At 58.9% G+C, this 12,441-nt stretch carries 13 protein-coding genes; 3 read left to right on the top strand and 10 right to left on the bottom strand.

The window, feature by feature from the left end; genetic code table 11:
- Positions 1 to 20: 20 nt before the first annotated feature.
- The 9 genes from ureC to urtA all read right to left on the bottom strand — a co-directional run bounded on the left by ureC (position 21) and on the right by urtA (position 8,913).
- Positions 21 to 1,724, bottom strand: coding sequence for an urease subunit alpha (gene ureC, locus ACNQ6O_RS03395; protein WP_418051831.1), 1,704 nt, complete (start codon positions 1,722 to 1,724; stop codon positions 21 to 23).
- Positions 1,721 to 2,038 carry an urease subunit beta gene (locus tag ACNQ6O_RS03390; RefSeq protein WP_418051830.1) on the bottom strand — a complete coding sequence of 106 codons (318 nt, stop codon included), beginning with the start codon at positions 2,036 to 2,038 and terminating at the stop codon, positions 1,721 to 1,723. The genes ureC and ACNQ6O_RS03390 overlap by 4 nt, the downstream gene beginning before the upstream one ends.
- Positions 2,039 to 2,050: 12 nt before the next feature.
- Positions 2,051 to 2,353 (bottom strand): urease subunit gamma, encoded by a 303-nt coding sequence (gene ureA, locus ACNQ6O_RS03385; RefSeq protein WP_133004693.1) that lies wholly within the window; start codon positions 2,351 to 2,353, stop codon positions 2,051 to 2,053.
- A 28-nt stretch (positions 2,354 to 2,381) separates the two neighbouring features.
- The gene (locus ACNQ6O_RS03380) at positions 2,382 to 3,278 is read right to left on the bottom strand and encodes an urease accessory protein UreD (RefSeq protein ID WP_418051829.1); all 897 of its coding nucleotides are present in this window, start codon (positions 3,276 to 3,278) and stop codon (positions 2,382 to 2,384) included.
- Entirely contained in the window at positions 3,275 to 3,973 is a 699-nt protein-coding gene (urtE, locus tag ACNQ6O_RS03375) for an urea ABC transporter ATP-binding subunit UrtE (RefSeq protein ID WP_418051828.1), read from the bottom strand. Before urtE ends, ACNQ6O_RS03380 begins: the two co-directional genes overlap by 4 nt.
- Complete coding sequence (gene urtD, locus ACNQ6O_RS03370; protein ID WP_418051827.1) at positions 3,973 to 4,797, bottom strand: urea ABC transporter ATP-binding protein UrtD; 825 nt, start codon at positions 4,795 to 4,797, stop codon at positions 3,973 to 3,975. The genes urtE and urtD overlap by 1 nt, the downstream gene beginning before the upstream one ends.
- Positions 4,794 to 5,933, bottom strand: coding sequence for an urea ABC transporter permease subunit UrtC (gene urtC, locus ACNQ6O_RS03365; RefSeq protein ID WP_418051826.1), 1,140 nt, complete (start codon positions 5,931 to 5,933; stop codon positions 4,794 to 4,796). The genes urtD and urtC overlap by 4 nt, the downstream gene beginning before the upstream one ends.
- 3 nt (positions 5,934 to 5,936) lie before the next feature.
- The gene (gene urtB, locus ACNQ6O_RS03360; RefSeq protein WP_418051825.1) at positions 5,937 to 7,541 is read right to left on the bottom strand and encodes an urea ABC transporter permease subunit UrtB; all 1,605 of its coding nucleotides are present in this window, start codon (positions 7,539 to 7,541) and stop codon (positions 5,937 to 5,939) included.
- 73 nt (positions 7,542 to 7,614) lie between these two features.
- A complete protein-coding gene (gene urtA, locus ACNQ6O_RS03355) occupies positions 7,615 to 8,913 on the bottom strand; it encodes an urea ABC transporter substrate-binding protein (RefSeq protein WP_418051824.1) in 1,299 nt (432 codons plus the stop codon).
- A 703-nt stretch (positions 8,914 to 9,616) separates the two neighbouring features.
- On the opposite strand from urtA, the gene ACNQ6O_RS03350 reads away from it, so the two are divergent.
- On the top strand, positions 9,617 to 9,889 hold the full coding sequence (locus tag ACNQ6O_RS03350; RefSeq protein WP_418051823.1) for a ComEA family DNA-binding protein: 273 nt from the start codon (positions 9,617 to 9,619) through the stop codon (positions 9,887 to 9,889).
- A gap of 101 nt (positions 9,890 to 9,990) precedes the next feature.
- Positions 9,991 to 10,935, top strand: coding sequence for a DMT family transporter (locus ACNQ6O_RS03345; RefSeq protein WP_418051822.1), 945 nt, complete (start codon positions 9,991 to 9,993; stop codon positions 10,933 to 10,935).
- 25 nt (positions 10,936 to 10,960) lie between these two features.
- Here the strand turns inward: ACNQ6O_RS03345 and gloA are convergent, their stop codons facing one another.
- Positions 10,961 to 11,509, bottom strand: a complete 549-nt coding sequence (gene gloA, locus ACNQ6O_RS03340) for a lactoylglutathione lyase (RefSeq protein ID WP_418051821.1) — start codon at positions 11,507 to 11,509, stop codon at positions 10,961 to 10,963.
- A 157-nt stretch (positions 11,510 to 11,666) separates the two neighbouring features.
- Here gloA and ACNQ6O_RS03335 point away from each other — a divergent pair, with 157 nt between their 5' ends.
- Positions 11,667 to 12,323 (top strand): GntR family transcriptional regulator, encoded by a 657-nt coding sequence (locus ACNQ6O_RS03335; protein WP_418051820.1) that lies wholly within the window; start codon positions 11,667 to 11,669, stop codon positions 12,321 to 12,323.
- The last annotated feature ends 118 nt before the right edge of the window (positions 12,324 to 12,441 follow it).

The raw sequence follows: 12,441 nt of genomic DNA, 5'->3' as shown, positions 1-12,441 counted from the left end.
TCCGTTCTCCAATTCCCGGCTCAAAAAAGATGGTAGCGCTGGGCCAGGGGCAGTTCGGTGGCGGGCTCACAGGTGAGCAGCTCGCCGTCTGCGTGTACTTCGTAGGTTTGCGGGTCCACGGTGATGTGCGGGCACGCGTCGTTCAGCTTCATGTCTTTCTTGCGCACACCCCGCACGCCTTTGCAGGCGGACAACGGGCTGTCCAGCCCCAGCTCTTCGCCAATGTTGGCGTCCAGCGCGGCCTGGCTGACGAAGGTCAGGCGGGTGGCACTGGCGGCTTTGCCAAAGGCACCGAACATGGGGCGGTAATGCACCGGCTGCGGTGTGGGGATCGAGGCGTTCGGGTCACCCATGGGGGCGGCCGCAATCATGCCGCCCTTGAGGATGGTGGCCGGTTTCACGCCAAAGAACGCGGGGCTCCACAGCACCAAGTCCGCCAGCTTACCCACTTCCACCGAGCCGACTTCGTGGGCGATGCCGTGGGTGATGGCGGAGTTGATGGTGTATTTGGCGATGTAGCGCTTGGCGCGGAAGTTGTCGGCGCCTCGTTCTTGGTCTTCCGGCAGCAGGCCGCGTTGCACTTTCATTTTGTGGGCGGTTTGCCAGGTGCGGCACACCACTTCGCCTACCCGGCCCATGGCCTGGGAGTCGGAGGAGATCATGGAGATCACGCCGATATCATGCAGGATGTCTTCGGCGGCGATGGTTTCCCGGCGAATGCGGGAGTCGGCGAAGGCCACGTCTTCGGGGATGTTGGGGTCCAGGTGGTGGCACACCATCAGCATGTCGAGGTGTTCGTCCACGGTGTTTACGGTGTAGGGCCGGGTCGGGTTGGTAGACGACGGCAGTACGTAATCCTTGGAGCAGGCGGTGATGATGTCGGGTGCGTGGCCGCCGCCCGCGCCTTCGGTGTGGAAGGTGTGGATGCAGCGGCCTTTGAATGCGGCGAGGGTGTCTTCCACGAAGCCGGATTCGTTCAGGGTGTCGGTGTGGATGGCCACTTGGATGTCGTACTGGTCGGCCACGGTCAGGCAGTTGTCGATGCTGGCCGGGCTGGTGCCCCAGTCTTCGTGCAGTTTTAGGCCGATGGCACCGGCTTTGATTTGTGCTTCGAGCCCTTCGGGCAGGCTGGCGTTGCCTTTGCCCAAAAAGCCGATGTTCATGGGCAGGCTGTCAACGGCCTGAAGCATCTTGCCCATGTGCCAGGCACCGGGTGTGCAGGTGGTGGCGTTGGTGCCGGTGGCCGGGCCGGTGCCGCCGCCGAGCATGGTGGTGATGCCGCTCATCAGGGCTTCTTCCACTTGTTGGGGGCAGATGAAATGGATGTGGGGGTCCACACCACCGGCGGTGAGGATTTTGCCTTCTCCGGCGATGATTTCGGTGCCGGGGCCAATGACGATGGTGACGTCTGGCTGGGTGTCGGGGTTGCCGGCTTTGCCGATGGCGGCAATGCGGCCTTTCTGGATGCCCACGTCGGCTTTGACGATGCCCCACCAGTCGAGGATGAGGGCGTTGGTGATGACGGTGTCCATCACGGCATCGTCGCAGCGCTGGCTCTGACCCATGCCATCACGAATGACTTTGCCGCCGCCGAATTTCACTTCGTCGCCGTAGTGGGTGTGGTCTTGTTCTACTTCGATCCACAGTTCGGTGTCGCCTAGACGCACGCGGTCGCCGACGGTGGGGCCGTACATGTCGGCGTAGGCTTGTCTGCTTATTTTCATTTCGTGTCCTCCAACGACCTCATCACTTCACCCCGGAACCCGTAGATTTCCCGATTGCCAACAAACGGGATCAGGGTGACGGAACGGGTTTGGCCGGGTTCGAAGCGGATGGCGGTGCCTGCGGCAACATCCAGTCGAAGGCCGCGTGCTTTGGCGCGGTCGAAGTTGAGTGCGGGGTTGGCTTCGGCGAAGTGGTAGTGGGAGCCGATTTGTACCGGGCGGTCGCCGGTGTTGGCGACGTCTAGTGTGATGCGTTCGCGGCCGGCGCAGAGTTCGATGTCGCCGTCGCGGATTTGGAATTCACCGGGGGTCATGGTGTCTGCTCCTTAGACAATGGGATTGTGGACGGTGACGAGTTTGGTGCCGTCCGGGAAGGTGGCTTCCACCTGCACTTCGTGAATCATGTCGGCAATGCCGTCCATGACGTCGTCCCGGGTGAGGATTTCGGTGCCGGCGCTCATGAGTTCGGCCACGGTGCGGCCTTCGCGGGCGCCTTCCATGATTTCGGCGCTGATCAGGGCGATGGCTTCGGGGTAGTTCAGTTTCAGGCCTTTGGCTTTGCGGCGTTCGGCCAGCAGGGCGGCGGTGAACAGCAGCAGTTTGTCTTTGTCTCTGGGAGTGAGTTCCATGGAATTATCCGTTGTTGTTTGTTGGGCTTCAGGTGAGCCAGATTCTGGGTGTATGGGCCGGCAAGCCGCTGAGCATGGGCCGCAGCAGGTGCCAAGCTTGTTCGCACAAGGCCCAGGCTTCGTTGCGTTCGGTGCCGAGGTAACGCAGCAACAGCACGCCTCTGCGGCGGGTGACCGCCCAGCGGTGGTTGTCGGGTAGTTGTTCTCTCAGCGTTTCAATGGCGGCCGCTTCGTCGCTTAGTCCCACGGCCCAGAGGGTTGCTTGCACGGTGGCGCCGCCCTGCCCCCAGTGGCCGGTGAACCGGCGGTGTGCGGGGTCCAGCAGCTGGCGTTCCAGCCACAGAGGTTTACCATCGAGGCTGAGGTGAAAGCGTTGTTCCAGCGCGCCGGTTGCGAAGGGCAGCTCGCTGGCCGGGCGCCCGAGGGCAAGCACTTCCCAGCCGAGGGTTTTGGCGCCGCTTTCGAGTTCGATGGTGGTGGTTTGTTCGCCCCGGGAGCCGTCAAAGGCGATGGTTTCCTGGGGCAGGTATTCCAGCGTCGCGTCTTTAGCCACCTGCAATCGGGTGTGCTGCGCCCAGGCCACGCCGTGACTGTCGGCTTTGTACAGTTTGGCGGCAGCCGGGGTGGTCAGCAGGGTGTGGCCGCCTTTCGCCACGGCGGCTTCGATTCGCAGCTCGTCGCCACTGACCAAACCGCCGGGCGGGTGCAGCAGGTACACGTGGCAGCAGCCGTGTTTGCCTTCCGGATAGAACGGGCGCTGTACCCGCAATGGGCCCGTGTGCCGGCGGCGCACCATGCGGGTGACCGGCTCTGCACCGCCCTCGTTTCGGGATTCGAAGCCGAGGGACAGCGAGGCCGCCCAGCGCCGTTCGGTGTCGAACCGGTGGCCAGAGCTATGGGTAGCGATGGGTTGGTACGCGGTCATACGGTCAGGTGTTTCTTGATCAGCTCATCGCTCAGGCCTGCAATTTCCCCTTCCGCGACTCGCCGGCCCCGGTCGAGGATGGCGAAGCGGTCGGCGTATTTGCGGGCGAACGGGAGTTTTTGTTCCACCAGCAGCACCGTTAAGCCGTCCTCTTCGATCAGCTTGCGAATCACCTCGCCAATCTGCGCCACGATGTTGGGCTGTATGCCCTCACCCGGCTCATCGAGGATCAGCAGGCGAGGCTCGATCACCAGTGCTCGGCCGATGGCCAGTTGCTGTTGTTGGCCGCCGGAGAGGTCGCCGCCCCGGCGGTGTTTCATTTCTTTGAGCACCGGGAACAGCTCGTAAATGCGTTCGGGGATTTTCTTGCTGCCGTCTTTTCGTACCGCCAGGCCGGTGCGCAGGTTTTCTTCGACAGTGAGCAGCGGAAAAATCTGCCGGCCCTGGGGTACATAGCCGATGCCCAGGCGGGAGCGGTCTTCGATTTTCTTGTGGGTGAGTTCCACGTCACCCGCCAACGCCATGTTGCCGCTTTTGACGGTTTCTTCACCCATGATGCATTTCATCAGCGTGGTTTTACCCACCCCGTTGCGCCCCATCACGCAGGTGCATTGGCCTTGGGGGATGTCGAGTTCCAGGTCCCAGAGGGTGTGGCTTTCGCCGTAGTATTGGTTAAGCTTCTCGATCTTGAGCATCAGGCCTCTTCCCCCAGGTACACTTTGATGACTTCCGGGTCGTTCGACACTTGGTCCATGGTGCCTTCCGCCAGCACGCTGCCTTGGTGCAGTACGGTGACTTTTCGGGCGATGGAGCGCACAAAGCCCATGTCGTGCTCCACCACCACAACCGACTGTTTTCCGGCCAGGCTGGTGAGCAGTTCCGCGGTGCGTTCCATTTCCTGTTCGGTCATGCCCGCTACGGGTTCGTCCACCAGCAGCAGTCTCGGCTTTTGCATCAGCAGCATGCCGATCTCCAGCCACTGTTTCTGGCCGTGGGACAGAATGCCCGCGGGCTTATCCCGCAGTTCCTGCAGTTTGATCATCTCCAGCACTTCGCTGATGCGCTCCCGGTGTTCCGGTTTCATAATCGCGGTGAGCGTGGGCCAGATGCGCTTGTCCGTGGCCATCGCCAGTTCGAGGTTTTCGAACACGGTGAGGGCTTCAAACACGGTCGGCTTCTGAAACTTGCGGCCGATGCCTAAACTGGCGATGTCCGGCTCGTTCATGGTCAGCAGGTTGTGGCGGCTGCCAAACCACACAGAGCCGTTATCCGGGCGGGTTTTACCGGTGATGATGTCCATCATGGTGGTTTTCCCGGCGCCGTTGGGGCCGATGATGCAGCGCAGTTCGCCGTCATCGATGGTGAGGTTGAGGTTGTTTATGGCGTGGAAACCATCGAAGCTCACGTTCACATCTTCCATGTACAGAATCGGGCCGTGGCGCACGTCCACTGGCGATTGGGCGGGCTCCAGAAATTCAAACACCCGCTCGCGATTGGTCAGTTGCTCGAACATGCTCATGCGGTGGCCTCCTGTGCAGCTGGCGCGTCGTCAGTGTCTTTGGCTTTTCGCTCCTTCTGCAGCAAGCCCGCAATGCCTTTGGGCAGGAACACGGTAACCAGCACAAACAGTGCGCCGAGGGCGAATAACCAGGCATCCGGCATCACGCCGGTGAACACGGTTTTGGCGTAGTTCACCAGAATGGCGCCAATGACGGCCCCGTAGAGGGTTGCGCGGCCACCCAAGGCCACCCACACCACGATTTCGATGGAGAACAACGGCGAGAATTCGCTGGGGTTGATGATGCCCACTTGCGGCACATACAAAGCCCCCGCAACACCCGCCAGCATGGCGGATACGGCAAACACGAACAGCTGCACCCGCTCTACCCGGTAACCCAGGAATCGCGTGCGCGCTTCGGCATCCCGGCAAGCAATGCTCACCCGGCCCAGCTTGCTGGTGACAATGCCGCGGCAAATCACATAACCGATGGCCAGCGCCACGCCGGTGGCAATGAACAAGCCGAGCCTTGTGGTATCGCTGCGCAGATTAAAGCCGAGGATGTCCCGGAAGTCGGTCAGGCCGTTGTTGCCGCCAAAACCCATTTCGTTGCGGAAGAACGCCAGCATCAGGGCGAACGTCAACGCCTGGGTGATGATCGACAGGTACACACCGGTGACCCGGGAGCGGAAGGCCAGAAACCCGAACACCAATGCCAATAAGCCGGGGGCCAACAGCACCATGATGAACGCGAACCAGGCCATGTCGAAGCCGAGCCAGTACCAAGGCAGTTCTTGCCAGTTCAGGAACACCATGAAGTCTGGCAACACCGGGTCGCCGTAAGTGCCGCGGTCGCCGATTTGGCGCATCAGGTACATGCCCATGGCGTAGCCGCCGAGGGCGAAGAAGGCTCCGTGGCCCAAGCTGAGAATGCCCAGGTATCCCCACACCAAGTCCACCGCCACCGCCAGCAGGGCGTAACACAAATACTTGCCCAGTAAGGTCACGGTGTAGGCGCTCACATGCAGCGCGCTGTCTTGAGGCATGAACAGGTGCAGGAAGGTGACCAGTACCAAGGCGCTGAATAACACGCCGAGGAAGATCTGGGTGGAACGTTCCTGAAACGGCCGGAACAGCCAAGTTTGTGATGAAGTCATAACTCAGCCCTCCGCGGCCCGGCCTTTCTGGGGGAAAAGCCCCTTCGGCCGTTTTTGAATGAATAGAATGATCATGACCAACACCATGATCTTGGCCAGTACCGCGCCAGCCCAAGGCTCCAGCACCTGATTGATGGTGCCCAGCGTGAGCCCGGCCACCAAGGTGCCCCAGAGGTTTCCGACACCGCCAAACACCACCACCATGAACGAATCGATGATGTAGTTCTGGCCCAGGTTCGGCCCTACGTTGGTGATCTGCGACAGCGCCACCCCGGCCAAGCCCGCAACGCCGGAGCCCAAGGCAAAAGTGAGAATGTCGACTTTGGTGGCTTTAATGCCCATGGAGCGCGCCATGGCACGGTTCTGGGTAACGGCGCGTACTTCAAGGCCGAGGCGGGTTTTACGCATGATCAGCATCAGGCCCGCGAACACCACCAGAGCAAAGCCGATTACGTACAGGCGGTTCAGGGTGAGTGACAGAGCTTCGTTGATCATGATCGAGCCACTCATCCAGTCCGGTGTGACTACCGAGCGGTTCAAAGGAGACACCAGAGTGCGCACCAGCTGTTGCAGAATCAGGCTGATACCAAAGGTGGCCAACAGCGTTTCAAGCGGGCGGCCTTTGAGGTATTGGATAACACTGCGTTCGATGGCGATGCCCGCCAGCGCAGCGACCAGGAAGCCGGCCGGGATCGACAGGATTAACGCCAATCCGGGCTGGCCGGGGAACAACTGCTGCATGCCCCAAGTGGTGTAAGCGCCGAGCATGATCAACTCGCCGTGGGCCATGTTGATCACGCCCATCACGCCAAAGGTGATGGCCAGGCCGATGGCGGCCAGTACCAGTACGGAACCGAGGGACAGGCCGAAGTACAAGGTTTCGGCGGCGCGGTTCATTTTCAGTTTTTGTTCAATGCTTTCGAGTGCTTTGGCCGCCGCTGCTGCAAGGGCTGGGTCGTCGCTATTGCTGGCGTTGTTCAGCGCAGCGCGGGCGTGGGCATTCAAACTGCCGGAAAGGGTTTCAACGGCGCTTACGTCGCCCTGCTCTAACTGGTGAATTGCCAGAGCGGTCGTGAGCATGTCGCGCACGGCGGCGGTGTCTTCCACCTGAACACGCTGTTCAATTAGGCTCACCAGCGCTCCGTCTACTTCGCCCAACAGATCCCGGGCCGCCGCTAACCGAACGTCCGGGTTCTGCGCGGTCAGGTCGATCACAGCAAGCAGTCCTTCCACCTCTTTGCGCAGTGAGTTATTCACTCGAACGGTGGCCAGATCCCGGCGCGATACTTTGCCCATGTCCTCGCCGTTCAGAGCACTGGCGATGGTCCAGTTGCGGCCTACGTTGTTCAGAACGAGCACCGTGGCGCCGCTCTCTTTAACGGTGGCGAGTTTCCCCGCGGAGAAGGCTTCCAGCCATCCTCGGGCACGCTCGTCACCGCTTTCGGAAATTTGTTTCAGAACCGCCGTTCGCTCGGCGTTGCTGGCTTCTACGAGCCTTTGCAACAGCACTTGCGCTGCGTCGTCCTGTACTTGGGCGGTCGCCAGCGACGGCCCAAAAGCTATACACCAGACAATGACTAGCCCGGCGAGCAATCGAAAGATGCTCATGATTCATTCCTGTTGGCGATGAAATGAAATTAAAAAAACCGGGCAAGCGTAAAGGCCTGCCCGGATCAAAGCGTTACTGGGCGGCTACATCTGCCGAGCTGCCGCAGGAACCGGAGACCACATTGAAGTTGCCGCAGCGCAGCGGTGCGCGCCAATCACTGATGAGGTCTTTCGAGCCGGGCAGGAAGTCAGACCAGGCATCGCCGGCCACGGTAGACGGGGTTTCCCAAACCACCGAGAACTGGCCGTTGTCCTGAATCTCGCCAATCAGCACAGGCTTGGTAATGTGGTGGTTCGGCATCATGGTGGCGTAGCCGCCGGTGAGGTTGGGTACGCTCACGCCAATGATGGCGTCTTTTACCGCGTCCACTTCAGTGGTGCCGGCCTTTTTCACCGCTTCCACGTACATGTTGAAGCCGATGTAGTGGGCTTCCATCGGGTCGTTGGTGACAGCAGCTTCGTCACCTTTGAATTCCACCCAGGCGTCGATGAAGTCGTAGTTGGCGTCGGTGTCCACGCTCATGAAGTAGTTCCAGGCGGCGAGGTGGCCAACCAGAGGGCCGGTGTCGATACCCGCCAACTCTTGTTCGCCCACAGAGAAGGCCACCACGGGAATGTCGGAAGCAGAAATGCCCTGGTTACCCAGTTCACGGTAGAAAGGCACGTTGGCGTCGCCGTTGATGGTTGAGACCACCGCGGTTTTCTTGCCGGCGCTGCCGAACTTTTTGATGTCGGAGACGATGGACTGCCAATCGGAATGACCAAACGGCGTGTAGTTGATCATGATGTCGCTGGTCGCCACACCTTTGTCTTTCAGGTAGGTCTCAAGAACCTTGTTGGTGGTACGCGGGTAAACGTAATCGGTGCCCGCCAGCACCCAGCGTTCAACGCCGATGTCGTTCATCAGGTAGTCCACCGCCGGGATCGCCTGCTGGTTGGGTGCCGCACCGGTGTAGAACACGTTTTCGGAAGACTCTTCACCCTCGTACTGAACCGGGTAGAACAGCAGGCCGTTCAATTCTTCGACCACCGGCAGCACGGATTTACGGGACACCGAGGTCCAGTTGCCAAAGATGACGTCGACTTCTTCTTTTTCCAGCAACTCCCGGGCTTTCTCGGCAAACAGCGGCCAGTTGGACGCCGGATCGACCACGACCGGCTCCAGCTTACGACCCAGCACGCCACCGGCGGCATTCTGTTTTTCGATCAGCATCAGCATGGTGTCTTTCAGTGCAGTTTCACTGATCGCCATGGTGCCTGAGAGAGAGTGCAGCACACCCACTTTGATGGGGTCTTCCGCCGCCAGAGCGTGGAAGGAAACCGACAGTGCCAAGGCAGACAGGCCAAGCTTTACGTGTTTTTTCAGGCTCATGGTGCACGTCCTTTTCGTTGGGTAATGAGGTGTCAATCGCAGACAGACGTTTGCACCCTCCGTTCCAACTCACATAAAACCCAAAGAAAAACATAGCCTTAACAGAAAACCAATCGAGCACTTACAAGATTAAGCCTTGGATGCTTAATGTTTGCCGCCTACTTTTGGTGCCATCTATGACGACAACGCTCCGCTCTGGTGCGCGCCCTCCGGTGAGATACGCCCTGCCCTAGTGCAGGCCTGCCATTAATGTGCACTCACGGCTCAACGCCCCAAAAGAATGAATATCCATTCACCGAGAAACGCACGCTCGTGTGAGAGATATCGCACACGCTAGAGGGCGAATGTCCAGTTCTTAACCAACCCACCCGGCGTAGAATCATTGTTGTCAGGGATGACAAGCCAGCACGGACGTTGGCTCAGGGATGGAAACTCAAGGAATTGAAGAGTTGCCCGAAGGAACAGGGCGCGCAGGGATGAAACAAGGACGACGTGCTCAGGATGATGCACAGCCTGAAGGATTAGGCAGGGGTCAGGCACGGAATTTCGGGGGCACAAGGAAAGTGGCCTCTTCCGTGCACTAACCTGTCTGTTTATTTTCTTTCCGAATGCTCCAACAACCAGCCGCCTCACCATTCCAACAACCTCTGGGTTGTCTCACCTGATTGATCCATAAAAAATTTTCCACAATCAGGACTCAACCATGAAACACACCTCTATTCTTGCCACTCTCGTTTTGCTGTTCAGCCTGGCCACCGGCTTCGCCCACGCCAACGAGCCAAGCGCCATCAACATCAATGCCGCCGACGCCACCACGCTGTCAGCCCTAAGCGGTATCGGTCAGAGCAAAGCCGAAGCCATCGTGGCCTACCGCGAAGCCAACGGCCCATTTGCCTCCGTTGAAGACCTTGCCAAGGTGAAAGGTATTGGTGCCCGCACCGTTGAGAAAAATGCCCAGCGCCTTGCCGTAAAATAAGCACCTCTCGGGGGCACCCTGCCCCCTTCTATTCGCCTATGGCGAAGTCTGCCAGCCACTGTTAGGCTCCTCGTTTAATTCCATGTGGCTTGGCAAGCTTTATGATTCGAGGCGTTCTGTTAATTGCTCTGGCCGCCCTGCTTTGGGCGACCACCAGCATTGTTGCGAAATTCCTGTTCGGCGGTTCTGATCTCGCGCCCATCACCCTGGCTTTCTTGCGTTTGGTCGTGGCGCTGCCGTTCTTCTGGGTGTTGATGCGCCGGGAACAGCGCCAACTTCACAGCGCGAATCCTCACGGGAACGCCGTGGGAAGCTCTTTACGCTCGCTCAGCTGGAAGGCGCTTCTGCCGTTGACGGCCCTTGGGTTATTCCAGGCACTTTATCAGGGCAGCTATCTGGTCGCGGTCGATTTGTCCGGGGCCGGAATCGCCACCTTGATTTCCCTCTGCCTGCCGCCGGTCTTCGTCGCCATTCTTGCCGCGCCTCTATTGGGTGAACGGCCAACCCTTACCACTCTGGTCGCAGCGGTAGCGGCTGTTTTCGGCACCGGCATGCTGGTATTGGGCGACATCGACACAACCGGCACGCTCAGGCTCGCGGGCATTCTGATGTCACTTCTGGCCGCTGCGGTTTACACGGGCTTTACGCTCACCAGCCGTTATAACTCGGTGGGAACACCCGCCTTCACCACAGCCTTTATCTGCTTTTTCACCGCTGCGCTTCTGCTGCTTCCGGTGGTGTTAATCAGCGGTGGATTCGCGGCGCTGGAAACGATGGAGCTGAAACACTGGCTGATGGTGTGCTACATCGGGGTGGTGCCCACGGGCATTGGCTACCTGATGTTCTTTACTGGTATCAAAACCACACCGGCAACGCTGTCTAGCATAGTGGTCACTTTGGAGCCCTTGTTTGTGGCGCTGTTGGCGTGGCTTATTCTGGGGGAAATGCTGGGAACGGCAGGGGTGGCAGGCGCCATTGTATTGGTGGTTGCAGTGATTGTGGCCTCGCGCAGCAATACCGTGGCCGGAGCCAACCGAGAAGGTTGAACCCGGCCATCGTAAGGCTTGAGGCTTAGCTACCCTTACGCTGTTTTTCCAGCATGTTGGGCTGCAAGATTTCGATCCAGTAGCCATCCGGGTCTTTGATGAACGCCAACCCTTTCATTTTGCCGTCGTCTGGGCGCTTAACAAACTCGACTCCGAGCTGTTCGAAGCGCTCACACGCTCTGTACACGTCTGGCACAGCCACGCCGATATGGCCAAAGCCCTGAGGCTGGTCATTGCCGTTGTGGTAGGAGAAGTCGGGATCGTCTTCGGTGCCCCAGTTGTGGGTCAGCTCCAACATGGCTTCACGGCCAAAGGTATAGGTCGTCCGGTGACCGTCATCGGCCGGCACTTGCGCGGCTTCGGTATCATCCAGATACGCCAGAAAATACAGCGTGAACTTCATTTCCGGGAAGTCCAGTTTACGCACCAGGCGCATGCCCATCACTCGAGAATAAAAGTCCAGAGAACGCTCAGGATCTTTAATCCGCAGCATGGTTTGGTTAAATACGTAACCCTCGGTTTCCGGAACCGGTGCGTCATGCAGGCCAAGGGCCTGTTCGAAATGCTTTGGCATAATGGGGCATCCCAATCTGGTTCAGACTTGAACCATCGTATATGCGTGCGGCCGCCTGCCTTTTCAAGGGTATGCGTACCATTTCCAAGCATATGTTAAACTGCAGAGCAGTCAGCCCCAGCAGGCTTCGCTCCCCGAATCTTAAGAGCTATCACGCATGGACTTTCAGGCGCCAAACACTCTGGCAGAACAAATTGCCGGTTATCTAGCCAAACGCATCATGACGGGCCAGATTCAGCCAGGCCAACGCATTCAGGAAGCCAACCTGGCAACTGAACTCAAAGTAAGCCGTGCCTCGGTGAAGGAAGCTCTCTACACCCTTGAACGTTGGCATCTGGTGGAAATCACTCCGCGCAAGGGCGCGTCTGCGACTCAGATCAACGCCGAGTTCGCGGCTGAGCTTTACGACGTATACATGCACTTGCTGATCATGCTCGCCACACGTTTGTGCGAACGCTGGCAGGAAGAAGACAAGCCTCGCGTCATGGAGGCCGTCAGTGAGGTTATTGCCCAGATTCAGAACCCCGGAACAGACATCACTGCCATCGTTGAAGCCAGCTTTGGCGTAATGGAAGCGTGCTGCGATGTGGTCGGTAACCCTTACCTCACCGAGTCGCTGTCTAACTTCAAACCTGCGGTCAGTCGCACTTATTACTTGAGTGCCAAGCGCTATCGGCAGGGGCTTGCTCAAACTCTGCGCTTCTTTTCCGAATTACAGTCCGCGGTGTTAGACCGAGATACCGTCAAGGTTCGGGAGCTCATCGAAGGCTTCGCCGAACATCAGAAACAGTTGATCAAAAAAGCAATGGCCTAAAACTTTCTCTGGCACTGACAGGCGAGGTTACCGCAAAGGAATGCGGCACAGTGGAAGTTCCTATTGATCGGTTTACACTGTAAAGACGTATATTTACGCGATGATCATAGGCGATGCG

The organism is Marinobacter sp. SBS5 (assembly GCF_048285575.1).
Taxonomy (GTDB): domain Bacteria; phylum Pseudomonadota; class Gammaproteobacteria; order Pseudomonadales; family Oleiphilaceae; genus Marinobacter.
The sequence above is the reverse complement of the archived record's forward strand: the minus strand, read 5'-3'. Positions and strand labels throughout refer to the sequence as shown.

What these genes read in the sequence shown, in the direction of transcription:
- ureC (WP_418051831.1), bottom strand. Translation starts at nt 1,724, where the DNA reads ATGAAAATAAGCAGACAAGCCTACGCCGACATGTACGGCCCCACCGTC.
- ACNQ6O_RS03390 (WP_418051830.1), bottom strand. Translation starts at nt 2,038, where the DNA reads ATGACCCCCGGTGAATTCCAAATCCGCGACGGCGACATCGAACTCTGC.
- ureA (WP_133004693.1), bottom strand. Translation starts at nt 2,353, where the DNA reads ATGGAACTCACTCCCAGAGACAAAGACAAACTGCTGCTGTTCACCGCC.
- ACNQ6O_RS03380 (WP_418051829.1), bottom strand. Translation starts at nt 3,278, where the DNA reads ATGACCGCGTACCAACCCATCGCTACCCATAGCTCTGGCCACCGGTTC.
- urtE (WP_418051828.1), bottom strand. Translation starts at nt 3,973, where the DNA reads ATGCTCAAGATCGAGAAGCTTAACCAATACTACGGCGAAAGCCACACC.
- urtD (WP_418051827.1), bottom strand. Translation starts at nt 4,797, where the DNA reads ATGAGCATGTTCGAGCAACTGACCAATCGCGAGCGGGTGTTTGAATTT.
- urtC (WP_418051826.1), bottom strand. Translation starts at nt 5,933, where the DNA reads ATGACTTCATCACAAACTTGGCTGTTCCGGCCGTTTCAGGAACGTTCC.
- urtB (WP_418051825.1), bottom strand. Translation starts at nt 7,541, where the DNA reads ATGAGCATCTTTCGATTGCTCGCCGGGCTAGTCATTGTCTGGTGTATA.
- urtA (WP_418051824.1), bottom strand. Translation starts at nt 8,913, where the DNA reads ATGAGCCTGAAAAAACACGTAAAGCTTGGCCTGTCTGCCTTGGCACTG.
- ACNQ6O_RS03350 (WP_418051823.1), top strand. Translation starts at nt 9,617, where the DNA reads ATGAAACACACCTCTATTCTTGCCACTCTCGTTTTGCTGTTCAGCCTG.
- ACNQ6O_RS03345 (WP_418051822.1), top strand. Translation starts at nt 9,991, where the DNA reads ATGATTCGAGGCGTTCTGTTAATTGCTCTGGCCGCCCTGCTTTGGGCG.
- gloA (WP_418051821.1), bottom strand. Translation starts at nt 11,509, where the DNA reads ATGCCAAAGCATTTCGAACAGGCCCTTGGCCTGCATGACGCACCGGTT.
- ACNQ6O_RS03335 (WP_418051820.1), top strand. Translation starts at nt 11,667, where the DNA reads ATGGACTTTCAGGCGCCAAACACTCTGGCAGAACAAATTGCCGGTTAT.